22 protein-coding genes and 1 tRNA gene are annotated in these 23,655 nt (G+C 62.8%); 12 read left to right on the top strand and 11 right to left on the bottom strand.

The window, feature by feature from the left end:
• Nucleotides 1–177 precede the first annotated feature (177 nt).
• Together BLS51_RS11640 and BLS51_RS11635 are read left to right on the top strand one after the other, a co-directional pair.
• Nucleotides 178–1,626, top strand: a complete 1,449-nt coding sequence (locus BLS51_RS11640) for a sulfatase-like hydrolase/transferase (RefSeq protein ID WP_175472556.1) — start codon at nt 178–180, stop codon at nt 1,624–1,626.
• Between the two features lie 60 nt (nt 1,627–1,686).
• Nucleotides 1,687–1,760: transfer RNA gene (locus tag BLS51_RS11635), tRNA-Gly, on the top strand.
• A gap of 178 nt (nt 1,761–1,938) precedes the next feature.
• Here the strand turns inward: BLS51_RS11635 and BLS51_RS11630 are convergent.
• Nucleotides 1,939–2,385, bottom strand: a complete 447-nt coding sequence (locus BLS51_RS11630) for a MarR family winged helix-turn-helix transcriptional regulator (RefSeq protein ID WP_090182535.1) — start codon at nt 2,383–2,385, stop codon at nt 1,939–1,941.
• Between the two features lie 135 nt (nt 2,386–2,520).
• Here BLS51_RS11630 and BLS51_RS11625 point away from each other — a divergent pair, with 135 nt between their 5' ends.
• From BLS51_RS11625 to BLS51_RS11615, 3 genes are read left to right on the top strand one after another with little or no spacing between them, the layout of a single operon-like run.
• Entirely contained in the window at nt 2,521–2,928 is a 408-nt protein-coding gene (locus BLS51_RS11625) for an organic hydroperoxide resistance protein (protein ID WP_090182538.1), read from the top strand.
• Between the two features lie 22 nt (nt 2,929–2,950).
• Nucleotides 2,951–3,328: a GFA family protein gene (locus tag BLS51_RS11620; protein WP_090182540.1), complete on the top strand. Its 378-nt coding sequence runs from the start codon at nt 2,951–2,953 to the stop codon at nt 3,326–3,328.
• A complete protein-coding gene (locus BLS51_RS11615) occupies nt 3,328–4,311 on the top strand; it encodes an alpha/beta fold hydrolase (protein ID WP_090182542.1) in 984 nt (327 codons plus the stop codon). The genes BLS51_RS11620 and BLS51_RS11615 overlap by 1 nt, the downstream gene beginning before the upstream one ends.
• An 82-nt stretch (nt 4,312–4,393) precedes the next feature.
• On the opposite strand, the gene BLS51_RS29700 is transcribed toward BLS51_RS11615, so the two are convergent.
• A complete protein-coding gene (locus BLS51_RS29700) occupies nt 4,394–5,269 on the bottom strand; it encodes a hypothetical protein (RefSeq protein ID WP_090182545.1) in 876 nt (291 codons plus the stop codon).
• Nucleotides 5,270–5,381: 112 nt separating this feature from the next.
• Between BLS51_RS29700 and BLS51_RS11605 the strand changes: the two genes are divergently transcribed.
• The 5 genes from BLS51_RS11605 to BLS51_RS11585 all read left to right on the top strand — a co-directional run bounded on the left by BLS51_RS11605 (nt 5,382) and on the right by BLS51_RS11585 (nt 9,907).
• On the top strand, nt 5,382–6,524 hold the full coding sequence (locus tag BLS51_RS11605) for an MFS transporter (protein ID WP_090182548.1): 1,143 nt from the start codon (nt 5,382–5,384) through the stop codon (nt 6,522–6,524).
• A gap of 195 nt (nt 6,525–6,719) precedes the next feature.
• Nucleotides 6,720–7,637 carry an alpha/beta hydrolase gene (locus tag BLS51_RS11600; protein WP_090182551.1) on the top strand — a complete coding sequence of 306 codons (918 nt, stop codon included), beginning with the start codon at nt 6,720–6,722 and terminating at the stop codon, nt 7,635–7,637.
• A gap of 22 nt (nt 7,638–7,659) precedes the next feature.
• Nucleotides 7,660–8,466: a substrate-binding periplasmic protein gene (locus BLS51_RS11595; RefSeq protein WP_090182553.1), complete on the top strand. Its 807-nt coding sequence runs from the start codon at nt 7,660–7,662 to the stop codon at nt 8,464–8,466.
• A complete protein-coding gene (gene torT, locus BLS51_RS11590; RefSeq protein WP_090182556.1) occupies nt 8,463–9,605 on the top strand; it encodes a TMAO reductase system periplasmic protein TorT in 1,143 nt (380 codons plus the stop codon). The genes BLS51_RS11595 and torT overlap by 4 nt, the downstream gene beginning before the upstream one ends.
• Before the next feature lie 68 nt (nt 9,606–9,673).
• Nucleotides 9,674–9,907 carry a hypothetical protein gene (locus BLS51_RS11585; RefSeq protein WP_090182558.1) on the top strand — a complete coding sequence of 78 codons (234 nt, stop codon included), beginning with the start codon at nt 9,674–9,676 and terminating at the stop codon, nt 9,905–9,907.
• 83 nt (nt 9,908–9,990) lie between these two features.
• On the opposite strand, the gene BLS51_RS11580 is transcribed toward BLS51_RS11585, so the two are convergent.
• Nucleotides 9,991–11,274: an MFS transporter gene (locus tag BLS51_RS11580; protein ID WP_090183468.1), complete on the bottom strand. Its 1,284-nt coding sequence runs from the start codon at nt 11,272–11,274 to the stop codon at nt 9,991–9,993.
• 189 nt (nt 11,275–11,463) lie between these two features.
• Nucleotides 11,464–12,804, bottom strand: coding sequence for a GH1 family beta-glucosidase (locus BLS51_RS11575; protein ID WP_090182560.1), 1,341 nt, complete (start codon nt 12,802–12,804; stop codon nt 11,464–11,466).
• 211 nt (nt 12,805–13,015) lie between these two features.
• On the opposite strand from BLS51_RS11575, the gene trmB reads away from it, so the two are divergent.
• Complete coding sequence (gene trmB, locus BLS51_RS11570) at nt 13,016–13,696, top strand: tRNA (guanosine(46)-N7)-methyltransferase TrmB (RefSeq protein ID WP_090182562.1); 681 nt, start codon at nt 13,016–13,018, stop codon at nt 13,694–13,696.
• On the opposite strand, the gene BLS51_RS11565 is transcribed toward trmB, so the two are convergent.
• From BLS51_RS11565 to BLS51_RS11550, 4 genes are read right to left on the bottom strand one after another with little or no spacing between them, the layout of a single operon-like run.
• Nucleotides 13,697–14,125, bottom strand: coding sequence for a hypothetical protein (locus BLS51_RS11565; protein WP_090182563.1), 429 nt, complete (start codon nt 14,123–14,125; stop codon nt 13,697–13,699). It lies immediately after the preceding gene.
• A complete protein-coding gene (locus tag BLS51_RS11560; protein WP_090182566.1) occupies nt 14,122–14,631 on the bottom strand; it encodes a hypothetical protein in 510 nt (169 codons plus the stop codon). Before BLS51_RS11560 ends, BLS51_RS11565 begins: the two co-directional genes overlap by 4 nt.
• Nucleotides 14,632–14,662: 31 nt before the next feature.
• Complete coding sequence (locus BLS51_RS11555; RefSeq protein ID WP_090182569.1) at nt 14,663–16,441, bottom strand: amidohydrolase; 1,779 nt, start codon at nt 16,439–16,441, stop codon at nt 14,663–14,665.
• Nucleotides 16,442–16,449: 8 nt separating this feature from the next.
• Nucleotides 16,450–17,352 (bottom strand): DMT family transporter, encoded by a 903-nt coding sequence (locus BLS51_RS11550; RefSeq protein ID WP_090183470.1) that lies wholly within the window; start codon nt 17,350–17,352, stop codon nt 16,450–16,452.
• Nucleotides 17,353–17,464: 112 nt separating this feature from the next.
• Between BLS51_RS11550 and BLS51_RS11545 the strand changes: the two genes are divergently transcribed.
• Nucleotides 17,465–18,391, top strand: coding sequence for a helix-turn-helix domain-containing protein (locus tag BLS51_RS11545; RefSeq protein ID WP_090182571.1), 927 nt, complete (start codon nt 17,465–17,467; stop codon nt 18,389–18,391).
• 2 nt (nt 18,392–18,393) lie between these two features.
• Here BLS51_RS11545 and recQ read toward each other — a convergent pair whose 3' ends face one another.
• The 3 genes from recQ to BLS51_RS11530 all read right to left on the bottom strand — a co-directional run bounded on the left by recQ (nt 18,394) and on the right by BLS51_RS11530 (nt 23,655).
• Nucleotides 18,394–20,217 carry a DNA helicase RecQ gene (gene recQ / locus BLS51_RS11540; RefSeq protein ID WP_090182573.1) on the bottom strand — a complete coding sequence of 608 codons (1,824 nt, stop codon included), beginning with the start codon at nt 20,215–20,217 and terminating at the stop codon, nt 18,394–18,396.
• A 25-nt stretch (nt 20,218–20,242) separates the two neighbouring features.
• Nucleotides 20,243–21,082: an undecaprenyl-diphosphate phosphatase gene (locus BLS51_RS11535; RefSeq protein WP_090182575.1), complete on the bottom strand. Its 840-nt coding sequence runs from the start codon at nt 21,080–21,082 to the stop codon at nt 20,243–20,245.
• A gap of 185 nt (nt 21,083–21,267) precedes the next feature.
• On the bottom strand, nt 21,268–23,655 hold the full coding sequence (locus BLS51_RS11530) for a TonB-dependent receptor (protein WP_090182577.1): 2,388 nt from the start codon (nt 23,653–23,655) through the stop codon (nt 21,268–21,270).

Genomic DNA, 23,655 nt, shown 5'->3' with positions numbered 1-23,655 from the left:
ACATCCTTATGGTTTTTAAATGGGAAGCCCGGTCATTCTGCATCAGATGCGCGCTGGCGTAAATCCATGTAAGCGCCGCACAACACTACGATACAAAACGGCTGTCGGTGGCAATGTTACAGACAACTACGGTTGGGAATATGCGGAATGACTCCACCATCTTCACCGCTCCTTAACATGACCCTACCGCGTTTGCTGCGCCACAGCTTGTACCTGCTGGCCATTTTCCTGCTCTGCCTGAGCTATTGGCTACACCGCTCCTTCGGCCAGCCAGACCTGGCGCAGATCGCCTATCACCTCGACTTTGGCGTAGAACTGATGGATACCGCCGATCCGGTCATCGTCAGGCGCTTCCTGCGCTGGTGCGTGCTGGCGCCGCTGATCTTCCTGGCGCTGATGTACTACGCCGAGCAGCGCTGGCTGTGCATGATCGAGAAGGCGCCGCAGCGCAGGCGCGCGTTGCTCTACCATCTGCACCGCTGGTTCCCGCAACTGATGGTGATGGGGGCGACGATTTTCTGGATGTCCGACGTATCGGCGTTTAAATATGTAACAGCAGATTTCGGACCGGATTATTTCGGCGCCAACTACGTGCATCCGGAAGCGGTGAAGATCGCTGCGCAAAAGCCGAAGAACCTGGTGCTGATTTATGTGGAAAGCCTGGAGCAGGGCTATAGCGATCGCGCAGTGTTCGGGCGCGACCTGCTGGCGCCGCTCAACGATTTGCCAGGCACCAGCTTCCGCAGCTACGAACAGGTGGCCGGCACCGGCTGGACCATAGCGGCGATGGTGGCGACACAGTGCGGCGTGCCGCTGGAGCGGGTCACCATCTTCGACGGCAATACCCAGGGCCAGATGATGAACTCCTTCCTCAAGAACGCCGTGTGCCTGACCGACCTGCTGGCGGCACGCGGCTATCGGAATGTCTTCATGGGCGGCGCGGCGACCGCGTTCGCCGGCAAGGACAAATTCCTCGGCCAGCATCATTATCATGAAGTGTATGGCCGCGAGGAGTGGCTGAAGAGCGGCGTGCCAGGCAGTGACATGAACGGCTGGGGTTTGTACGACGCCGACCTGTTCGCGCGCGCCAGGACCAAGCTGCGCGAGTTGTCCGCCTCGGGCGAGAAATTCAACCTGACGCTGCTGACGGTGGACACGCACGAACCGAAAGGGCACCTTTCCTCGTATTGTGCGCGGCGCGGCTTCCATGGTTTTGACGGCGTCGTGTCATGCACCGCGCAGGAGGTGGCGGACTTCGTGCGCTACGCACAGGACAATGGCTACCTGGAGGACACCAACGTCGTCATCCTGGGCGACCACCTGTCGCGCAAGAACCCGCTGACCGCGAAGCTGTCGCAGCTCGACGAGCGCACCATCTTCAACCGCTTCATCTCGAAGGACGCACCGCGACAGAACCGCACACAGATGCTGCACTTCGACATGCTGCCGACCATCCTGGAGTTCACCGGCTACACGGTGCCGGAAGGCCGCATGGCGCTCGGCTACAGCGGCTTCAATGCGCACAGCGCGCAGCCGCCAGCGGAGCGCATGGCCGACATGGATCAGAACCTGATGAATCGCTCAGCGCAGTACATGGCGCTGTGGTCCGATCCAGACGACCATTGAGCGGGCTATAGCGCGCCAAGCTTGCCAAGGCTGGGGATGCCCGCATAAAATGCCTGGCATGCGGGTGTAGTTCAATGGTAGAACGGCAGCTTCCCAAGCTTCATACGAGGGTTCGATTCCCTTCACCCGCTCCAGTCCGTACCGCCTTTCTCTTCCTGAAGTAATTGTATAAAAGAGCACAAGTGTTAGTGGATTTTAGCGCCGCCAGGAATAGTTTGACTGCACTGTCCAGCACGCTGGGCACCTTCAGCGGCGGCCAGGACCGCCTGATCGGTTTCGTGGTGCGTCGCCGCCGCTCAGGCCAGGCGCAAGCTAGGTTTTTCCCGGCGCCGCCTTTACCAGGTTGTTGCGCAGCTTGACCACGGCTTTTTGCAGCACCGGAAATTCTTCCGCTGTCAGGCCGGTGGCGTCGCGCAGGTTCATGTTCAGTGCGCTTTCGCGCAGTGCGCGGCCTTCCGGCGTCAGGCCGACGCGCACCACGCGCTCATCGGCAGCGTCGCGGGCGCGGTGGACGTAGCCCATCGCTTCCAGCTTTTTCAGGATCGGCGTCAGGGTGTTCGATTCAAGGAACAGTTTTTCTCCCAGACCGCTGACGGTCTGATTGTCTTCTTCCCATAACGCGATGATGGCGATGTACTGCGTGTACGTCAGCCCCAGCTTGTCCAGAATCGGCTTGTACGCCTTGCCGAACGCCAGGTTGGCCGAGTAGACCGCGAAGCACAGGAAATCCGCCAGCTGCGGCGTGTTCGATTTGCTCATGATGGTTCTCCTTTACGGAAATTATATATCGGATACGATTTAATCGAAAGTGCTTGACTTGCTCAAAAGCGCTGGTAATATGCAACGTATCCGCTTCAATCGAATACGATATAAATCAACCACAAGGAGCTCAGCATGACCAAAGTCCTCTACACCGGCAAAACCCACACCACCGGCGGCCGTGAAGGCGCCGCCCGCAGCAGCGATGGCCGCCTCGACGTGCAGCTGTCGTCGCCAGGCAGCAGCGCGCCGGGCACCAATCCGGAGCAGTTGTTTGCCGCCGGCTGGTCGGCCTGCTTCATCGGCGCCATGGGCCTGGCCGCCGGCCAGTTGCAAGTGAAACTGCCTGCCCACACAGCGGTCGACGCCGAAGTCGACCTGCTGAACAACGACAGTGCTTACTTCCTGGCGGCGCGCCTGAACGTTAGCCTGCCGGGCCTGGAGCGCGACACTGCCCAAGCGATCGTCGACGCGGCGCATGCCACCTGCCCGTACTCCAAACTTTCGCGCGGCAATATCGACGTGCAGATCAAGCTGATCTGACACACACAAGGGAGGGCGCATCATGAGCAACAATCTGCATCACGGTTCCTGCCACTGCGGCGCGGTTGAGTTTGAAGTGCGCAGCGTGCTGACGCCGGCCGCGCGCTGCAATTGCAGCCTGTGCCGCCGCAAGGGCGCACTGATGTCACCGCTGTTTCCAGCGGCCGGCCTGACCATTCTCAAGGGCGAGGATGCGCTCACCCTGTACCAGTTCAACACCCGCGTGGCACGGCATTACTTCTGCAAGCATTGCGGCATCTATCCCTTCCACCAAACGCGCAAGGACCCGCTGATGTGGCGCGTGAATATCGGCTGCCTGGACGGCGTCGATCCCTACGCTTTCGAGGCCGGCGTCAATGACGGCGCCAGCCTTTCTACCGTTCATCTGGAGGACGCATAATGAATACCACCCAACGCCAATTCGCCGCCGCCACTGCTTTCGCACTGGCTGCCCTGTTCGGACCGGCACAGGCTGCAACCCCGGCCACTTTCCCGGTCATCAAGCAGATCAACGCCGGCGACCTGAATGTCGGCTATGTCGATGCCGGCCCGGCCACCGGTCCGGTAGTGATACTGCTGCACGGCTGGCCTTACGATATCAACAGCTTTGTCGACGTGGTGCCGAAGCTGACGGCGCAGGGCTACCGCGTCATCGTGCCGCACCTGCGCGGCTATGGCACGACCCGTTTCCTCGATCCGCAGGCGCGGCGCAACGGCGAGCCTGCCGCGCTGGGCGCGGATGTGGTGGCGCTGATGGATGCGCTGAAGATCGACCAGGCCACGCTGGCTGGTTATGACTGGGGCGCGCGCACGGCCGACATCGTGGCGGCGCTGTGGCCTGAGCGGGTGAATGCGCTGGTGTCGGTCAGCGGCTACCTGATCGGCAGTCAGGAGGCGGGCAAGCAACCGTTGCCGCCGGCGGCGGAACTGCAATGGTGGTATCAGTTCTACTTCGCCACCGAGCGTGGCCGCGTCGGCTACGAAAAGAACTATCGTGATTTTGCCAAATTGATCTGGAAGCTGGCGTCGCCGCAGTGGCAGTTCGATGACGCCACCTACGAGCGCAGCGCGCTGTCGCTGGATAATCCGGATCACGCGGCGGTGACTGTATCCAACTATCGCTGGCGCCTCGGGCTGGAACAGAGCGAGGCGAAGTATGCGGCGCTGGAAGACAAGCTGGCCAGGCTGCCGAATATCAGCGTGCCGACCATCACCATGGAAGGCGATGCGAACGGCGCGCCGCATCCGGAGCCGGCCAGCTATGCGAAACGCTTCACCGGCAAGTACCAGCATGTGACGGTTGCCGGGGGCGCCGGCCACAACCTGCCGCAAGAGGCACCGGAGGCCTTTGCGCAGGCTGTGATCGATGCCGGCAAGCTTTAACGGATCAGGGCGATCAGGATGATGATGGGCAGCGGTACGCCGAGCATCCACAGTAGTATCGAGCGCATGGTGTTCTCCTTGGTTAAATGATGACGCGGGCGTGGTCGCGGTTGCGGCCACCGGCGATGGCGCTGATGGCGGCGATGAAGGCGCCAAGCAGCAGGGCGACGAACATCCACAGCGCCGAATGTGCTGCGGCCTTGCGTGCTTCGTCCGCTGCAGCCATGGCTTTGGCCTTGGCTTCATTGGCCGCCTGCGTGGCCTGGGCGTAGATCAGGTCGACGCGCTGTTCGGCTTCCGCCTGCGACAGGCTGGTGCGCTTGGCGATCACCTGCGCCAGATACAGGCGGTCTTCGCCGCTGATCTTGCCGGCGGCCAGGTCGGCCAGCAGGATGCGGTTGATTTCCGCGCGTTGCGCCTCGGTCGCCGCTTCGCCATCCGGCGAGCGCAGCACCATGTCGGCGAAGTAGGCGTTGGCGCGGCCACTGCCTGCCGCCGCTCCGGCGCCGGCTGCAGCAGCTGGGGCAGCGGCGGTGGCTACTGCAGCGCCGGTATCGATGGCGCCACTGAGCGCAGCGCGTGCGCCGCCGGCCAGCACGGCTACCGTCACCAGCGTTGCCACTGCCCAGGCCAGCAGGCCGTGCGCGGTGTCGCGGAAGTAGACTTCGTCGGTGTGGATGCTGACCCACTTGACGCGCAGGCGGCCGGCCATATAGCCGCCGATGCCGGATGCGGCCAGCTGCATGAAGGCGATCCAGACAATGCTGGCGACGCCCACTGGCGCGCTGTTGTACTGGTAGGGCGAGACTGACGACAGCCCCAGGCCCATGCCGAGTATCAGCAGGATGAAGGACAGTGCGGCAGCAGCAGCGGCGCCGGCCAGGATGGCGCCCCACGAGACGCCGGAGGTATGGCCGTCGCCGGCAACCACGCCGGCGGTGAGAGGTTGAGTTTGCATAATCGCTCCTTATTGTTGGTGCTCACATCATGCAGCGTCGTGCGTGGCTGGTATGTTAGTGCACCAACATAATGCGTCTATACTGTGGCCCTTCCACATTCAGGGCCAGTGCATGAATATCGTCGGACCGCAGCAACGCTTATCCACGCGTCTCACCTTTCTGGCTTCCGGACTGGCGATGGCGGCCTGGGCGCCGCTGGTGCCGTTTGCCAAGGCGCGGCTGGGACTGAGCGAGGCCGAGCTTGGGCTGCTGCTGTTGTGCCTGGGCGGCGGCTCGCTGGTGGCAATGCCGTTCACCGGCATGCTGACCGCGCGCTATGGCTGCCGGCTGGTGGTGCTGTTGTCCGGCGCGCTGATCTGCCTGGTGCTGCCCGGTCTGGCGTGGGCGCCGACCTCACTGCTGCTGGGCGCCACGTTGCTGCTGGTGGGCGCGGCCATGGGCACGATGGATGTGGCGATGAATGTGCAGGCGGTGATCGTCGAGCGCGACAGTGGCGGGGCGCTGATGTCAGGCTTCCACGGCCTGTTCAGCCTGGGCGGTTTCATCGGTGCCGGGCTGATGGCGCTGATGCTGTGGCTGGGCACGACGCCGACTGCTTCCGCCGCCGCCATTTCGGTGCTGGTGGCGCTGGCGCTGCTGGTCGCCAGCCCGTATTTGTTGCGCCATACCGACGTCGCCGACCGCGATACGCCGCTGTTCGTGGTGCCGCATGGCGCGGTAATCTTCATCGGCGTGCTGTGCTTCCTGTGTTTCCTGGCGGAAGGTGCGATTCTTGACTGGAGCGCGGTGCTGCTGACCACCGATCAGGGACTGGACGCCAGCCGTGCCGGCCTCGGCTACGCCGCTTTCGCCATCGCCATGACACTGGGCCGGCTGACCGGCGACCGCGTGGTCGGCAAGCTGGGTGGCAAGCGCGTGCTGCTGTTGGGCGGCCTGTGCGGCGCGGCCGGCTTCTTCCTGTCGGTGCTGGCGCCCTCGGTGCCGCTGGCGCTGCTGGGCTTCGTGCTGATCGGGCTGGGTGCGTCGAACGTCGTGCCCATCCTGTTCACCGCCGCCGGCAATCAGCGCGCCATGCCGGCCAGCCTGGCGATCGCTGCCGTTACCACGCTGGGCTATACCGGCATCCTGGCCGGGCCGGCGATGATCGGTTTTGTCGCCCATGCTTCCAGTCTCAGCCTCGCGTTCGGCGGCCTGGGTTGCTTCATGCTGTTGATCGCCACCAGCGCCCGGCTCGGCGCCGCCAAGGCAGGTTAAAAAAGCTACAATTTTTAATTTGACATTCCAACCTGGACTGGTATTATGAAATCGATTTCAGAAATCTAGAAAACGATTTCAGAACGAGTTTTTCATGTAGTCCAGTGTTGTCTGTGGTTTTACAGCCCCTCGCGCCTTCACCGGCCGAGGGGCTTTTTTATGCCATACTCGTAGCGATTTGCTGCCGAGGTATCCATGCCTGTTCTGAGTGCTGTTCTTGCCGCCGCGCTGGTGGCCACGCCGCCGTGTGTGGAGCCGCCGCCCGATCCCGCCAATACTTACGACGCTGCCCACACTTACACCAAGCTGGTGCGCGACTATCCTGCCATCCGCATCGCCAGCGATGCGTTGCCATTCGGCGTCAGCAAGACGGCGGACCTGGTGTATGCGCATTACGGCACGCGCTGCCTGAAGCTGGACCTGTACCGGCCGCAGGGCAGCCGGCTGCCAGTGGTGGTGTTTGTCCACGGCGGTGGCTGGAAGGCGGGCTTCCGCTCGGAATTCGTACCGATGGCGCTGCGGCTGGCGCAGCACGGCTATGCGGCGGTGACGGTCAGCTACCGGCTGTCCGGCGAGGCGCGCTACCCGGCGGCGGTGCAGGACGTGCAGGCGGCCGTACGCTGGGTGCGCGAGCATGCCGGCGAATATGGCCTCGATCCGCAACGGATAGCGCTGGCCGGCGGCTCGGCCGGTGGCCAGATCGCCAGCCTGGCTGGCGTCACTGGCGACGGCGTCAAGGCCATCATCAATATCGACGGCCTGTCCGACTTCACTTCCGCGCTGGCGCTCAAGCATGAAGATGATCCGGCCAAGAATCCGTCCTCGGCCGGCGCCTGGTTCGGTGGCCGCTACGCCGAGCAGACGGCGCTGTGGCGCGAGGCATCGCCAATCCGCTATGTGCGTCCCGGCATGCCGCCGATATTGTTCATCGGTAGCGGCCAGCCGCGCTTCTCCGCCGGACGAGAAGAGATGATGGCGAAGATGGCCGAAGCCGGCGTCGCCAGTGACAAGCTGGTGCTGCCGGGTACACCGCATTCGTTCTGGCTGTTTGATCCGTGGCTGCAAACAACGGTTGAGGCCAGCGTGGCATTCCTGCATCAGAACTTGCCGTAGCCCATGTTAGTATCGAAGCACTATGCACAAGACCATCTTTCTATTGCTGGCAATGGCATTCGGCGCGGGCACGCCGTTGCTGGCCCATGCGGTGGAGCGGTTGGCGGTGGGTGCCAGCTTTCACCAAATCTACGAGCAGCGCGACGATGGCAGCTGGCAGGGCCTGGGCGTCGACGTGTTGCGCCTGCTGGCAGCGCGCGCCGGCGACACGGTGAGTTTCAAACTGTATCCGTGGCCGCGTGCGATGGCGATGGTGGAGCGCGCCCAGGCCGACATCCTGGTCGGGCCGTACAAATCGCCGGAGCGGCTGAAAAATCTTTCCTTTACCGACCAGGCGTTTTACCGCGACCGGGTGGTGTTCTACGGCCGTCGCGACGGCAATGTGTTGTGGCGTGGCGACCTGGCGGCGCTGAAGGATAGACGCATCGCCACCATGCGTGGCTGGCACTATGGCTTGCAGTTCGATCAGGCGCGCCCGCTGTTCGACATCAACGAGGTGCCGCAACTGGAGAACGGCTTGCAGATGCTGGCGCGCGGCCGGGTCGAGCTGCTGGCTACCAATGAGCGCAATATCGCCGGCATGGTCGACAGTCTGCAACTGGGGGCGGCGGTGACGGTGCTGTGCCCCGACATTACGCAACTGGACGGCTACCTGGCTTTCCCGCGCGATCCGCGTTTCTCCGCCGTGCGTGAACGCTACAACACGCTGTTCACCGAGATGGTGCGTTCCGGCGAGCTGGCGCGGCTGGGTGCGCGCAATGGTGTGCTGGTGCCGCTGAGCGATACTGCCGCGCGTGGCGCGGCGCCCTGCGTGGAGAAGCTCCGATGAGGCGACCGCGCTTGCCTCGCCTGTCGCCGTTTGCGGCGCTGTTGCTGTGCCTGACGCCGGCGATGGCGCAGCAGCCGCCGGCAAAGTTCGCGCCGATCCCGGTCAGTGCCATCTTCCGGCCGCTGCAAGCCAACGGCACGGCTGACGATGCACTGGCCAGCGGCCGCGTGGTGACCGGGCAATACGGTCCGGCCATGCACGCGAGCAAGCGCTGGCGCATCGCCTTCCTGTTCCCGCATACCAAGGACCCATATTGGAGCGGTGTGGCGTATGGCGTCATCAGCGAAGCGCGGCGGTTGGGCGTGGCGGCCGATATCTTGCCGTCCGCCGGCTATGATGACCTGCAAGGCCAGTTGCGCAAGATGAATGAAGCGATTGCCGCAAAGTACGATGCGATCGTCGTGTCGCCCATCAGCATGACGGCCAATAATGCCTCTATCGCCAAGGCGCGCGCGGCCGGCATCACGGTGCTGGAACTGGCCAACGACAGCCGCAGCGATGATCTGCATTTGAAAGTCACCACCTCGCTGCGCGGCATGGGCCTGGAGGCGACGCGCTGGGTGATCCGCGACGCGCAGCAGCGCGGCCTGAAGTCGATCAACATCGCTCTGCTGCCGGGGCCGATGGGCGCGGGCTGGGTCAAGGGCGAGGTGGACGGCACGCGCATCGCTGCGCAGGAAGCGCCGATCGAAGTCAACATCCTCGACATCCGCTACGGCGACAGCGAGCGCGGCTTGCAGGCGCAACTGGCGGGCCGCATCCTGGCGCGGCATGGCAGGCGACTGGACTATCTGCTGGACTGCACCGGCTGCGCGCCGGCAGCGCTGGGGCCGCTGAAATCCGCCGGGCTAGCGGAGCAGGTGCGGGTGGTGGCCTACGACCTCACCAGCGAGATTATGCACTTGATTCGCAGCAAGGAAATCGCCGCAGCCGCCGATACCAAGGGTGTCAGTCAGGCGCGGGTGGCGATTAACGCCGCAGTCAATTTGCTTGAAGGACGGGCCAAGGAGCAGCCGCACACAGTGCTGGTCAAGCTGGGCATGCTGGATCAGCAGAACCTGGCCAGCTATCCTTTTGATACCTCGATCGCACCGGACGGGCACAAGCTGCAACTGTCGTACGACCCGGCGAAAGAATAAGCAAATCGGGCGCGCATCCGGCCTCATCTTGCGTTACCCTATGCGGACGCAAAGATGAGGAGATCACCATGATCCCGGATCACGACAGGCGCCAGTCCCGGCCGCAAACGTCGGACACTGCTGGCTGGCATTCCTTTGATTTTATTGTTCGGCAAGCGTTGCAAGTGCAGCGCGACATCGGCACGCCCGGCGCGGTCGAACTGCTGCAAAACATGGGACTGAATCCGCAAGTGATCGCCCGCGTACTCTCACCCGAGCGCAAGATTCGCTCCGAAGACCTGCGCGCTCTGGCCGTCGATTAAAAACCGGGGTCAGTTCTGCCAAACGGACACGAGCTCGTGTACGTTTGGCAGAACTGACCCCGAATTTAGAACTGACCCCGAATTTAGTCTTTGTGGTGGAAGGGGGCGAACCAGGTGACCAGGAAGGATGGGATGGTGGCCGCCATTACCAGCCAGAAGTAGTGCACATAGCCCATCATCTGTTGCAGGTGGCCGCTGACTACGCCGGTCACCATCATGCACAAGCCCATCAGCCCGGTGCCGAACGCGTAGTGGGTGGTGGTGTACTTGCCTGGCGCTAGTTGCTGCATCAGGTAGATCATGAAGCCCACCGAGCCAAAGCCAAAGAAGAATTTCTCTACAGCCACGCCGGCGCAAATCACGATCAGGTTGTCCGGCTGGTAGACACTCATCAGCAGGAAGGTGATGTTCGGGATGTTGACCGCGCAGCACAGCGTGAACAGCGTCTTTTGCAGCCCACGGCGGGCGACGAAGATGCCGCCCAGTAGCGAGCCGAGCAGTACAGCGATCAGGCCGTAGGTGCCGTAGATCAGTCCCAGCATTTCATTCGACAGGCCCAGGCCGCCTTGCGCGACCGGATCGACCATGAAGAACGGGCCGATCTTTTCCAGCAGGCCGATGCTCAGGCGGAAGACGAAGGCAAACGCCACCATCAGCCAGACATCGCGCTTCTGGAAAAATGTGACGAAGGAATCCTTGAGGATGAAGGCGGCCTCGGCCACCGAGGTTGGCGCGTTCTCGGCCTTGGCGCCCTCCGGCATCACGCGCATATGCCACAGCGCGGTGAGGATGGTGATGCCGGCCACGATGAAGAAGATGATGCGCCACGAGTCGATCCATTCCGGACCGAACACGCCGGCCTGGTGCTTGAAATAGTGGGTGTGCAGCCAGCCGCTCAGGTACACCATGCCGCCCGAGGCGACGATGGGACCGATGTTCCAGCTCAGGCTCTGGATGCCGCAGAACAGCGACTGCGTCTTGCTGTCCAGCGCGGTGACGTAGACGCCGTCCGAGGCGATGTCCTGCGTGGCGCCCACCAGCGACAGCACGCCGAACAGGAACACCATGATGACCATGTAGTCGGGCAGCGACATCGCCAGCGCCACGCCGGCAAAGCCGACACCGACGATCAGCTGCGCGCACAGCACAAAGAATTTCTTGGTGCGGTACATTTCCACGAAGGGCGCGAACAGCGGCTTGATGGTGTAGGCCAGGATCAGATAGCTGGCGTATTGCGCCGCCTGGCCGTTGTCCATGCCGAGGTTCTTGAACATGATGGAGGTCACGCTGGTCAGCATCATGTAGGTCAGCGCCATGGCGAAGTAGCCGCTTGGCACCCACAGCATCGGCGTGTTGCGCGCGAACATGGCGCGCAATAGCGATGGCGGCTGTGCCTGTGCCTGCGCTGCTTGCTGGTCTTGCGTTTGCTGCACAGTGGTGTGTGCGCTCATAGTGTCATCCTCGTTGTTCTCGGTGGAGTGTAGCACCAGCTCTGCGGCCGGTTTAAACGGGAGCCGCCGGCCCGAGGGCCGGCGGCGGTACTACTGTTGCGTTGCTCAGGCGGCGTTCGCGGTTTTCTGCGGACGCTGTTGGATCAGGTAATCGCGATACCACAGCGCGCTGTGCTTCAGCGTGCGCTTCTGCGTGGCGTAGTCGACGTGGACGATGCCGAAGCGCTTGGCGTAGCCGGAGTTCCATTCGAAGTTGTCCAGCAGGCTCCACAGGAAATAGCCCTGGATGTTGACGCCTTGCAGGCGGGCATCGTTGAGCGCCTTCAGGTGACGCTGGACGAAATCGATGCGCGCCGTGTCCGGGATCTCGCCGTTGACGATGCTGTCCGGATTGGCCATACCGTTTTCTGTGATGTAGATCGGTGGCAGCGCGTAGGCCGCGTTCAGCTTGAGCAGCAGCTCGGTCAGGCCGTCCGGGTAGATTTCCCAGCCCATGTCGGTCTTGCCCAGTTTGCACTCCGGCTGGCGCGGCGGCGTTTCGGTCGAGCAGAACGCGCGGAAGTAGTAGTTCACGCCGAGGAAGTCGATCTTCTGATGCGCGGTGGCGAGGTCGCCATCCTGCACCACCGGGCCGTTGTCGCCGTAGACCTGGAGCGCCAGTTCCGGATATTTGCCTTTGAAGATAGGGTCCATAAACCACTCGACCGAACGCGCATATTCGAATTCGGCGGCGGCCTTGTCGGCGGCGCTGTCAGTGGCTGGATCGGCGGTCCACTGGTTCAGCACGATGCCAAGCTGGGCCTTGCTGCCGACCTTGCGCATGGCGCTCATCGCCAGGCCGTGCGACAGCACCAGGTGGTGCGATACCTGTACCGACTGCTTGAGGTCGGCGACGCCTGGCGCGAACTGCGCATTGCCGTAACCGAGGTTGGCCGTGCACCATGGCTCGTTGTGCGTTGCAATCGTTTTCACGCGATTGCCGAAACGGCGCGCGACTTCGGCGGCGTACTCGGCGAAGTGGTAGGCGGTGTCGCGATTCAGCCAGCCGCCTTCGTCCTGCAGACCCTGCGGCAAATCCCAGTGGTACAGCGTGATGTGGGCGTCGATGTTCTTGCTGGCGAGTTCTTTCAGCAGGCGGTCGTAGAAGTCCCAGCCGGCCTCGTTCCACGCGCCCTTGCCCTGTGGCTGCACGCGCGACCAGGCCATCGAGAAGCGGTAGGCGTCCACGCCCAGGCCGGCCATGATGGCCACGTCTTCCGGGTAGCGGTGGTAGTGGTCGCAGGCGACGTCGCCGGTGGTGCTGTCGATGATCTTGCCTGGCGTGTGGGTGAAGGTGTCCCAGATCGACGGGCCTTTGCCGTCGACGTTCCAGGCGCCTTCAATCTGGAACGCGCTGGTGGCGACACCCCAGGTAAAAGTTGGGGGGAATTGCGTGAAATCGGTCATTTTTTAGGTTTTGTCAGAGTAGGATGGGAGGACATAGCGACGTTTGAAAACGATTTCACGCCTCGGGTGATGATTAGACCTCAACTACCTGTGAGTGTCAATCGATTTGAAAAATGGCATCGGCAAGCCTGATATAATGCCGCCTCAATAAAATTTAACGACCATTCCGACCATGTCTTCCGATACGCCTAAAGACGCCCCAGCGCGGGGCATGCTGTATGACCCGACCGAGCACCGCATCCGCAGCTTCGTCACCCGTGCCGGCCGCCTGTCGACCGCGCAGGCGCGCTCGCTGGAAGAGCTGGGCCCGAAGTTCCTGATCCAGTACGAGAAAGCGCCGCTGGATTATGAGAAGACGTTCGGCCGCAAGGCGCCGGTGGTGCTGGAGATCGGCTTCGGCATGGGCGGCACCACGGCGCACATCGCTGGCGTGATGCCGGAGAAGGACTTCATCGGCGTGGAAGTGCATACGCCAGGCGTCGGCAGCCTGTTGAAGCTGATCGGTGAGCAGAACCTGACCAACCTGAAAGCCATCCAGCACGACGCGGTGGAAGTGTTGAACTTCATGATACCGGACGGTTCGCTGCACGGCGTGCATATCTACTTCCCGGACCCATGGCACAAGGCGCGCCACAACAAGCGCCGTTTGATCCAGTCGCCATTCGTCAAGCAACTGGTGCAGAAGCTGGAAGTAGGCGGCTATCTCCATCTGGCCACCGACTGGGAAGATTACGCGGTGCAGATGCTGGAAGTATTGAGCGCGGAAGAGGGCTTGCAGAACACCGCTGACGGCTATGCGCCGCAGCCGGCCTATCGTCCGCTGACCAAGTTTGAAAACCGCGGCCTGAAGCTGGGCCACGGCGTGTGGGATCTGGTCTTCACCAAGAAGTAATCATTTGATCAGCGCCGCGTTCAGGCGCTGCATCGTCTCATCCGGCACCGATAGCGTGCACCACAGGCGCCGCTCGTCGTAGACCGGCGCCGAGAGTTTGCCGCTGCGCTCGCGTCCCGGCAGGCCGACCCAGGCCAGCATGCAGGCCGGCTGGCTGTTTGCCTTCAAGATCACCAATTGCTGTTTGGCCGGCGTGCTGCGAAGTTCGTAGGCTATGCCGGCGGCCACCAGCGCGCCGCTGACCTTATCGATGGCGGGGCCTTGCGCGACGCCGTGCCTGGTGTAGTGCTGCGGCGGCCGTTCGTTGTAGTGGATGAGCAACGGCGGCCCGGCGGCCAGGGCCAGCATCGGCGCGGCCGACAGCACTGCCGTTGCCCATGCGGCCAATGCTGCCCATGCGGCGCTGCGGCGGGCGCGGCGCTCCGTCATTTCTCCAGCCGCTCCAGGTCCAGCACCACGATGTATTGCAGGCGCTTGTCCTGCCACAGCGCGCCGCCGCGCACTTGCGCGTCGACGGTACTCAAATGGCCGGCAGCTTCCTGCTTGCGCAGCAGCTCGCGGAATTTGATCGATGCCTTCTGCGACAGGTAGCCCACCAGGCGGCCTTCGATGAACACCGCCACCGCTTCATTCTCGTAGGCGTTGTGATCGTCCGGCATCAACGTCGCCACATGGGGAGTAGCGGCGGCGCTGTCGCCATGATCGCCGGCCAGTTCGCGCAGCGTGGCCTGGTAGCGCGACTCGTTCATCACCTCCACCATGAAGTGCCCGTCGTCCGACCAGTGCAGCGCCGGCGCGCTATCCGGCAGTTTCGGCTCATACGGCACGCCGGTCGGCAGCGGCAACGGCTTCGGCTTGTTCGGATTGGTCTTGATGATCGCGTAGACCACCGCCGCCGTGGCGGCAATAATCAGCAGGGAGATAAGAAGCTGCATGGCGTGCTGTGTTTAAACAAAGGCCGACATCTTAACGCATGTCCTTGGACTGATAGACGATTTTGCCGCCCACCACCGTTTGCAAGACCTTGATGTTGGCGATGTCCTCGGCCGGAATGGTGAAGAAATTGCGATCGAGGATGATCATGTCGGCCAGCTTGCCCACCTCCAGCGAGCCGGTGTCCTTTTCTTGGCGCAGCGTGTAGGCGGCGTTCAGCGTGATCGCGCGCAGCACGTCGGCGCGTGGCATGCCTGGCTGCGCGGTCAGCTTGCCGGCGTAAGCTTGGCCGGCGTTGGGCGCGGCAGTGCGGGTCACGCCGACTTTCAAGGCGAACCATTCATCCAGCGGATCGACCGGCCAGTCGCTGCCATAGGCGACGCGCGCGCCGGCGTTGAGTAGCAGCGCCTGCGGCTGCACCACCGCGTAGCGTTGCGGGCCGAGATAATCCTTCAGCGCCTCCACCGTGTCCGGCGCCGGTTTCCCCCACTGGAAGGACAGCACTGGCGTCACATCCAGTTTGGCAAAGCGTGGATAATCGGCAGGGTCGACGATTTCATCATGCGCCAGTGCCGGGCGCACGCGCTTGCCTTCCGGCGTCGCACGCAGATCTTCGATGGCGTCCAAGGTTTCGCGCACGGCGCGGTCGCCGTCGACGTGGACGTGCGGATCGATTTTCGCCCGCGCCAGTTCGCTCAGCGTGGCACGCAGCGATTCCGCCGTGAAGTAGGTCGGCGGACCGTTATGCGGGCCAGGCTGCCAACTAGGCTTGTCCGGCGTGCCCTGGTTGACCAGATAGGGCTCCAGCATGGCGCCGGTGAAGGCCGGCGCGGCGATCACGCCGTCCATGAATAGTTTGGCGTGGCGCACCTGCATTGATGGCGCTACCTTGGTCGGCCCCTGGTCGAACTGCTTTTGCTGCTTGAGCAGTTCCGTCACCGTGCTTTGTGGCGTACCGCCTTTATCCAGGTCGATCAGCACCGCGAAGTGTGCACGCGCGGTCAGCTTGCCCTGTTTTTGCAGATCGGCGAAGGCGGTCATTGTTTCCGGATCGGTGTAGGCGTCGAGGAAGGTGGTGATGCCTTGCTGGCGCATCGCCGCCAATGCTGCCTTGGAGGCGGACAGGTTCTCGGCCACCGTCAGCGGCGGCAGCAGATTCATGGCCAGATCCTGCGCGGCGTCTTCCAGCAGGCCGGTGGCGTTGCCCTTGGCGTCGCGGGTGATGATGCCACCTGGAGGATTCGGCGTGTCGCGTTCTATCTTCGCTGTCCTGATGCCTTTGGAATTCAGTAGCGCCGAGTGGCCGAAGGACGAGCGCACGATGATCGGGCGTTCGGTCTTCAACGCATCCAGCATGACGGCGGTGGTTTCCACACCATCCGGCTGCATCCCTTGCTGGAACCAGTTCACCACAATCATCCAGCGCTCCGGGCCGGATTTCTTGTCGTTATCCAGGCAGGCCTGGATGCGCGACTGGAACTGCGCCACCGTCAGCGGCTCGTAATTCAGGCTGCAATTCAGCAGGCGGCTGCCGCCGGATTGCGGATGCATATGGCCGTCGATCAGGCCGGGCATCAGCATGCGGCCGTGCAGGTCGATGGTCTCGGTCTTCTTGCCGGCATACGCCTTGGCGCCATCGTTATCGCCGACGTAGACAATGCGGCCGCCGCGCACCGCCAGTGCTTGCTGCACGCTGTCCTTTGCATCCACCGTGTAGATGTAGCCGTTGCGGTAGATGGTGTCGGCCGGCGTGGGCGCGGCGTAGGCGTTGAGGCTCAGGGCAAGTGCGGCAAACAGGCCGGTGCGGATCATGCAATCTCCTATGTGGCTCCCATCAGCTTTGCACGCAGGGACGGCGGCAGAAACGCCAGCAGATTCCCCAGCAGTACCAGCGCCAGCCCGCACAGGGCCAGCGGTGTCCAATGGTAGCCTTCGTAAATGGTCGAAATAGTCAGCGCTACGATGGGGAATAATACCGTGGAATAGGCTGCGCGGTCCGGCCCGATGCGGCCCACCAGCAACAGGTAGGCGGTAAAGCCGATCACCGAACCGGGAATGGCAAGATACAGCAGCGCGCCGAGGTAGCGCGGCGACGGATCGAGTGTGAACGGCATGCCCAGTGCCAGCGCGCCCATACCGAGCGTGGTGGCGCCGATCAGCATCGCCCACGTGTTGGTCAGCCACGGCGTCAGGCCCAGCCCCATCGACTGCATGCGGCTGGACAGCAGGTTCCCGCACGAGAAGCACAGCGTGCCGCCGAGCGTCAGCGCGAGGCCAAGCAGTGTATGGCTGTCCTGCCAGTGGCCAGCCATTTGCGGCGCGAACAGCAGCACGATGCCGCCCAGGCCGAGCAGGGCGCCCAGCATCACCTGCGGCTTGATCGGCCGGCCGAGGAAGATGCGGCCATTGATGGCGTTCCACAGTGGTGCGGTGGAAAACACCACCGCTTCCAGGCCGCTGGTGATCCACTGGCTGGCGTAGTAGAAGCACAGGAAATTCAGGCAGAACAGCGCGATCCCCTGCGCGAACAGCCAGGGCCAAGCCTGGCGCGGCGGCCACCAAGGCTTGCGGGCGATCAGCAGAAAAGCCATCAGCACGGCGGCGGCGATCCAGAAACGGTAGGCGATCGACACCGGCGCCGGCACTTCGCCGAGCTGGAAGGAAATGGCGATCCAGGTGGTGCCCCAGATCAGCACAGTGAGAGCGTAGAGTAAAGTATTCATGCCGCCAGCTTGACGATTGCGCGGTGCGGCGACTTGTCTGAAATTGCGCATATGCCGCGTGGCCTGGCCGTGTGGCAGGCAGCGTGGCAAAGGCCGTGCTAGACTTTATCGCATGACTTCCCGTGCCAACAACCTGCCTGCCACGCTGCTGTCCGCGCTGCCGGACGGCCGGCTGTCGCATTCTGTCTTCAAAACCATGTCGGAGACCGAAGCACAACTGGAGCGTTTTGCATGGCTGGGAGACGAACTGGCGTTGGCGGTCTGGCGGCGCGATACGCCGGTGGCGGAAACCAGTTACAACCAGCCGGGGCATCACACGCTGTCGTTTTATCTGGACGGCGGCCACCGCACCGAGCGCTGGGAATTGCCGGGCCTGTACGGCGCACCGAAGCGGCTGTGCACTTTGCCGGACTGGCATGAATCGTCATGGACGGTGCGCGGACAGATGCACTTCATGCACCTGTACTTCCTGCCCGAACACTTTACGCGGCGCGCGGTGGTGGAACTGGACCGCGAACCGCGCGAACTGACACTGGCCGATCGCACCTATTTTGAACATGAGCGCATCGCCCAGTTGTGCGCAACGCTGGCGTCAATGTCGTGGGAAGGCGCCGATGCACAGTTGCGCGCCAACGAAATTACGCACGAAACGCTGAGCCATCTGCTGCTGGCACAGTCAGTGCCGCAGCATCAGCAGCGCGTGCGTGGTGGGCTGGCGCCGGTAGTGCGCCGCCGGCTGGCGGATTACATCGAAGCGCATCTGGCGCAGAGCATCACAGTGGGCATGCTGGCCGAACTGGCATGCCTGTCGGAGTACCACCTGGTGCGGATGTTCAAGACATCGTTTGGGATGACGCCCTCCGCCTGGATCGCTGCGCGTCGCATCGACCGCGCGCGCACGCTGCTGAAGTCCAGCGGCCAGCCATTGCAGCAGATCGCCGATGCCTGCGGCTACGCAGACCTGAGCCACTTCAGCCACCGCTTTCGCGACGCTACCAGCGCGTCACCTAGCCGCTACCGCGCCGTGGTGACGGCTTAGCGTTATTCCATCTCGTTGATCAGATCGACGATTTCGTCGCCATACGAGGCGAGTTTTTTCTCGCCCACGCCCGAAATGCCGCGCAGTTCGTCCAGTGCGGTCGGGCGGGCCTTGGCGATTTCGCGCAGCGTGGCGTCGTTGAAGATGATGTAGGCGGCGACGTTGTGTTCGCGCGCCGTGCCCATGCGCCAGGAGCGCAGACGGTCGAAGATCTTCTGCTCGTGCACCGACAGGTCGCTTTCCACATAGCCTTTGGCGGCGCGGCTAGGCTTGGCCGCCTTGACCGGCTTCTGGTACTGGCGCAGTTGCACCTTCTGTCCGCCTTTCAGCACCGGGCGCGCGGCGTCGGTCAGTTTCAGGGAGCTGAATTGTTCGTGGTCGACGGTCAGCAGGCCGAGCGCAATCACCTGGCGCAGGATGGCGCGCCATTCCTGTTCGCTGCGGTCGGCGCCGATGCCGAACACCGACAGCGAATCGTGATGCCAGGTTTTGATGCGCTCCGTCTCCTGGCCGCGCAGCACGTCGATCACATGGCCGGCGGCAAAGCGCTGGTCGACGCGGTACACCGTCGACAGCAGTTTCTGCACCGGCACCGTGCCGTCGAAGGACACCGGCGGGATCAGACAGGTATCGCAATTCCCGCAAGGGCCGGACGGTTCGCCGAAGTAGTCCAGCAGGCGCACGCGCCGGCAGCTCAGGGTTTCGCACAGGCCAAGCATCGCATCGAGCTTGTTGCCCAAGACACGCTTGAAGGTTTCGTCGGCTTCGGATTCGTCGATCATCCGGCGTTGCAGCACCACGTCCTGCAGGCCGTAGGCCATCCAGGCGCTGGCCGACTCGCCGTCCCGGCCGGCGCGGCCGGTTTCCTGGTAGTAGCCCTCGATACTCTTCGGCAGATCCAGGTGGCAGACGAAGCGCACGTCCGGCTTGTCGATGCCCATGCCGAAGGCGATGGTAGCGCACATGACGATGTTCTCTTCGCGCAGGAACTTCGCCTGGTTGGCGGCGCGCACCGAATGCTCCATGCCAGCGTGATACGCCATCGCGCGCACGCCGTTCTCGTTGAGGAAGTCGGCGGTTTCCTCGACCTTCTTGCGCGACAGGCAGTAGACGATGCCGCAGTCGCCGCTATGCTCGGTGGTGATGAAGTCCAGTAGCTGCTTGCGGCCATTGGCTTTCTCGACGATCTGGTAGCGGATGTTGGGACGGTCGAAGGACGAGACGAATTGCGCCGCGTCCTCCAGTTGCAGGCGGTGGACGATTTCGGCGCGCGTCTGCGGATCGGCGGTCGCGGTCAGGGCGATGCGCGGCACATTCGGGAACTGCTCGTGCAGGATCGACAGCTTGATGTACTCGGGGCGGAAATCATGGCCCCATTGCGATACGCAGTGCGCCTCGTCGATGGCGAACAGCGAAATATTCGATGACTGGAACAGGTTCAGGCAGCGGTCCGTCATCAGGCGCTCGGGCGCCACGTAGACCAGATCGATTTCGCCGGTGCGCACCAGGCGCTCGATACGGCTGGCCTCTTCGTAAGTCTGGGTGGAGTTGAGGAAGGCGGCGCGCACGCCGACTTCTTCCAGCGCGTCGACCTGGTCCTGCATCAGCGCGATCAGCGGCGAGACGACCACGCCGACACCATCGCGCAGCAGGGCCGGAATCTGGTAGCACAGCGACTTGCCGCCGCCGGTGGGCATCAGGACCAGGGCATCGCCGCCGCCGGCCACGTGGCTGACAATCTCCCCCTGATGCCCGCGGAAGGCTGGGTAGCCAAACACGGTTTGCAACAGATGGAGGGCGCGTTCGTTATTATCCTGATGAATCATGGTGCTACTGCAACTACTTTAGAGGTTAGTCCTTCCAGACGATCACGCCAGTGTAACCTGTGATGAGCACCAGCAGGCCAAAAGCGATGCGATACCAGGCAAAAATCGTGAAAGTATGGGAGGCGACATAGCGCAGCAGCCAACGAACGCAGAAGAAAGCCGAAATAAACGCCGACACGGTGCCGATGGTGAACATTGGCAGGTCGGACACTTCCAGCAGGTCGCGCGCCTTGAACAGCGAGTAGGCGGAGGCGATCAGCAGCGTTGGAATCCCCAGCAGGAAGGAGAACTCGGTCGCCGCCTGGCGCGAAAAGCCGAACATCATGCCGCCGATGATGGTGGAACCGGAGCGGCTGGTGCCAGGTATCAGCGCGAAGGCCTGGGCGATGCCCATTTTTAAGGCATCCAGCGGCGTCATGTCGTCGACCGAATGAATGCGCACGGAGACCGGGTTGGCCGCCACGTGGCGCTCGACGATCAGGATGACGATGCCGCCGATAATCAGCGCCAGCGCCACCGGCACCGGCTTGAACAGATGCTCCTTCAGCAGGTTGCCCAGCGCCAGGCCGAGGATGGCCAGCGGCATGAAGGCGATGGCGATATTCAGCGCAAAGCGTTGCTGCTTGCGGTCGGTGGTCAGCCCGGTGGTGACTTTGGCGATGCGGGCGCGGTATTCCCAGCAGACGGCAAAGATGGCGCCGGCCTGGATCACAATTTCAAATACATTAATTTTTTCTTCCATGCCCTGGAAGCCTAAAAGGTGCTCGGTGAGGATCAGATGGCCGGTGGAGGAGATCGGCAGGAATTCCGTGAAACCTTCAACCAGGCCCATGATGAGGGCTTTCAGCGCGAGAACAATATCCATGAAATTAAGTATTTACGGGTGAAAAGAAGGAGCAAACCGTCGAAGCTTAACATGTTCAGCATGTTGTTTTCTGATTATGACTCAACCGTAATACCCGTTTTTGTCTGACAAACGAAAAAAAGCCCCCGCAGCAGCGCTGCGGGGGTGGAAGTGCGACCAACAACAGCGTCGCGGGAGATGTCAGTTTAGAAAGTCACGTCGAGGCGGGCGCCGTAGTAGCGCTGGAAGTCGCGCGGCGGCATCCATTCGGTGGTGTTGACCGCGACCGGCGTGTTCGGCGCTTTCGGGCTCCAGGTGCCGTTGGCGATAGCGTTGTTCAGGCCTGTCGCGTAGCGCTTGTCGAACAGGTTGTTGACCAGGAAGGTCAGCTTGTAGCGGTCCTGCTTGTCCTTGACGCCGAAACTCAGGTTGGTGATGCTGTAGGCGCCCTGGATGGTGCCCGGGTCCTGGTTCAGCGAGAACTGCGTGCGGCTCTGGTAGCGCGTCGATCCGGCGATGAAGCCGTTGAAGCTTTGCGACGGCAGCATCAAATCATATTGCCCACCCAGGTTGAGCTTGACCTTGGGCGCGTTCGGCAGTGTCTTGCCGGCCAGGTTCTGCACGAAGGTGTTGTTGTACTTCGGATTTTGCGCGCAGCCGGGACCCGGCACGCCCGCCGTGCCGGCGGCGTTGATGACGTTGTAGCATGGCCCGTTCTCAAATGACTGGATCGTCGCTTCGGTGTAGGCCAGGCTGGCGTTCAGTTGCAGCGTGCGGGTGACGCGGACATTGCCTTCCACCTCCAGGCCCTGCGTGCGCAGGCCGCCAATGCTGTTCAAGCCGGTGCGGAAAGTGCCGTCATCGTCGAAGAAGCTGGACGACTGCTGGAAGTGTTTGAAATTCGTGCGGAACAGGGCGACGCTGAACATCGCGCGGTTATCCCACAGGCTTTGCTTCCAGCCCAGCTCATAGCTCCTGGCGGTTTCCGGCGCCACCGCAGGCAGCGCGGCGGTGGCGGCAGTGAAGCCGGAGGTCAGGTCGTATGCCTTGCCCTTGTGGCCAGTCGACGCCATGGCGTAGAACATGGTGTCCTTGTTCTGGCGGTGCTCCAGGCCCAGCTTGTAGGTACGGCTCTTGTCGTTGTCGGACTTGGTGTAGAACTCGGTCTGGGCAAACGCTTGCGGCGGCACCGTGTAGCGGCGGAAGTTGTAGCCGGTGTCCTCGTCGTTGTAGCGGGCGCCGAGAATCAGGCTGGTGTCGGCGCGGAAGTCCCACGTGCCCTGGCCGTAGATGGCTTTGCTGGTGTTCCAGGCGTCGGCGCCGTAGGAGGTGCCGTAGGACTGGATCAGCGGTACTTTGGTCAGCTCGCGCGTCAGGTCGTTCTTGCCGTACCACAGGCCGGCCACGTAGCGCAGCGCGCCCTTGTCCGGTGAGGTCAGGCGAAATTCCTGCGTGGTCGATTTGACGTCGAAGAAGCCGTATTGATACAGGCCGCCATGCATATTGGTCGGCTGGCCGTTCGGCAGCAGCAGGTAGGGCAGGATGTCGACGTCGGTGTTGTCGGTGTCCTGGTAGTCGTCCATATGGTATTTGCTGTACGACGAGATGGAGCTCAGCGTATGACCGGCCAGCGGGCCGTTGTCGTCGAACGCCCAGTCCAGCTTGACGCCGGTGCCGGCATCGTGGAATTTGCCGCCGGTCGGATAGTCGTTGCGCACATCGCGGTTGTCCGGGTTGATGTTGATGCCGGCCAGGACCACCGACGGCGGCAGCTGCGGCGCGTTGCGGTACAGCGCGCCCGGCGACATCGAGGTGAACGCGGTCGAGCAGCAGAATTTTTCGGTGCGGTTGTAGTGTGGCGTCAGCGTCAACGTCAATTGGTCGAGCGGCTGCCATTCCAGCTTGCCGCTGATGTTGTCGCCCTTGCTGCCATTGAGCTTCTTGCCGGTGGTGAGGTTGTTCAGCGTGCCGTCGAAGCTGGTCTTGCTGGCGGCGATGCGCAGGCGCAGCGTGTCCGACACGGCGCCGCCGGTGCTGACGCCGACGCGCCATTCATCGTCGTTGGTCACATAGGTGGTGGCGTTGGTTTTCCACGGGCCGCCCAGCGGCTTGGTGGTGATGTTGATGGCGCCGGCGATCGAGCTTTTGCCGAACAGCGTGCTTTGCGGGCCTTTCAGCACTTCGATGCGGCCGACATCGGCCAGGTCCTTGAAGGCGCCGGCCTGCATGCCGAGCGGGACGTCGTCGACGATCACCGCCACGTCGGCCTCGACGCCGATGCCGAGCGAGAAGGTGCCGATGCCGCGCATATTGATGCTGAAGTTGCCCGGCTGCGTGCCATAGGACAGCGTCAGCGCCGGCGATAGTGCCGGCACGTCTTCCAGGTCGCGCACATTGGCGCGTTGCAGGACGGCGTCGCTTAGCACAGTGATCGAGGCCGGCACGTCCTGCAGATTCTGCGCCCGCTTGTTGGCGGTGACGACGACGGATTCGAGTTTGCCGCTGTCGGCTTCCTGCGCGGCTGCTGCGCCGCCGATCAGGGCGAGTGCGACTGCGACTGTGACGCGCCGCAGTTGTGGTTGTTTCGGTTGCAT

Origin of the sequence: Duganella sp. OV510 (assembly GCF_900100205.1) — a bacterium.
Lineage (GTDB): Bacteria > Pseudomonadota > Gammaproteobacteria > Burkholderiales > Burkholderiaceae_D > Rugamonas.
Note: the sequence above shows the minus strand (reverse complement) of the source record. Positions and strands in the feature narration are given on the sequence as shown.

Bases quoted from the DNA above. Each gene is read 5' to 3' on its own strand.
- BLS51_RS11550 (WP_090183470.1), bottom strand. From the start codon at position 17,352: ATGAATACTTTACTCTACGCTCTCACTGTGCTGATCTGGGGCACCACC.
- trmB (WP_090182562.1), top strand. From the start codon at position 13,016: ATGCTGTATGACCCGACCGAGCACCGCATCCGCAGCTTCGTCACCCGT.
- torT (WP_090182556.1), top strand. From the start codon at position 8,463: ATGAGGCGACCGCGCTTGCCTCGCCTGTCGCCGTTTGCGGCGCTGTTG.
- recQ (WP_090182573.1), bottom strand. From the start codon at position 20,217: ATGATTCATCAGGATAATAACGAACGCGCCCTCCATCTGTTGCAAACC.
- BLS51_RS11595 (WP_090182553.1), top strand. From the start codon at position 7,660: ATGCACAAGACCATCTTTCTATTGCTGGCAATGGCATTCGGCGCGGGC.
- BLS51_RS29700 (WP_090182545.1), bottom strand. From the start codon at position 5,269: ATGCAAACTCAACCTCTCACCGCCGGCGTGGTTGCCGGCGACGGCCAT.
- BLS51_RS11605 (WP_090182548.1), top strand. From the start codon at position 5,382: ATGAATATCGTCGGACCGCAGCAACGCTTATCCACGCGTCTCACCTTT.
- BLS51_RS11585 (WP_090182558.1), top strand. From the start codon at position 9,674: ATGATCCCGGATCACGACAGGCGCCAGTCCCGGCCGCAAACGTCGGAC.
- BLS51_RS11580 (WP_090183468.1), bottom strand. From the start codon at position 11,274: ATGTTCGCGCGCAACACGCCGATGCTGTGGGTGCCAAGCGGCTACTTC.
- BLS51_RS11600 (WP_090182551.1), top strand. From the start codon at position 6,720: ATGCCTGTTCTGAGTGCTGTTCTTGCCGCCGCGCTGGTGGCCACGCCG.
- BLS51_RS11555 (WP_090182569.1), bottom strand. From the start codon at position 16,441: ATGATCCGCACCGGCCTGTTTGCCGCACTTGCCCTGAGCCTCAACGCC.
- BLS51_RS11640 (WP_175472556.1), top strand. From the start codon at position 178: ATGACCCTACCGCGTTTGCTGCGCCACAGCTTGTACCTGCTGGCCATT.
- BLS51_RS11560 (WP_090182566.1), bottom strand. From the start codon at position 14,631: ATGCAGCTTCTTATCTCCCTGCTGATTATTGCCGCCACGGCGGCGGTG.
- BLS51_RS11565 (WP_090182563.1), bottom strand. From the start codon at position 14,125: ATGACGGAGCGCCGCGCCCGCCGCAGCGCCGCATGGGCAGCATTGGCC.
- BLS51_RS11615 (WP_090182542.1), top strand. From the start codon at position 3,328: ATGAATACCACCCAACGCCAATTCGCCGCCGCCACTGCTTTCGCACTG.
- BLS51_RS11530 (WP_090182577.1), bottom strand. From the start codon at position 23,655: ATGCAACCGAAACAACCACAACTGCGGCGCGTCACAGTCGCAGTCGCA.
- BLS51_RS11630 (WP_090182535.1), bottom strand. From the start codon at position 2,385: ATGAGCAAATCGAACACGCCGCAGCTGGCGGATTTCCTGTGCTTCGCG.
- BLS51_RS11535 (WP_090182575.1), bottom strand. From the start codon at position 21,082: ATGGATATTGTTCTCGCGCTGAAAGCCCTCATCATGGGCCTGGTTGAA.
- BLS51_RS11575 (WP_090182560.1), bottom strand. From the start codon at position 12,804: ATGACCGATTTCACGCAATTCCCCCCAACTTTTACCTGGGGTGTCGCC.
- BLS51_RS11620 (WP_090182540.1), top strand. From the start codon at position 2,951: ATGAGCAACAATCTGCATCACGGTTCCTGCCACTGCGGCGCGGTTGAG.
- BLS51_RS11545 (WP_090182571.1), top strand. From the start codon at position 17,465: ATGACTTCCCGTGCCAACAACCTGCCTGCCACGCTGCTGTCCGCGCTG.
- BLS51_RS11625 (WP_090182538.1), top strand. From the start codon at position 2,521: ATGACCAAAGTCCTCTACACCGGCAAAACCCACACCACCGGCGGCCGT.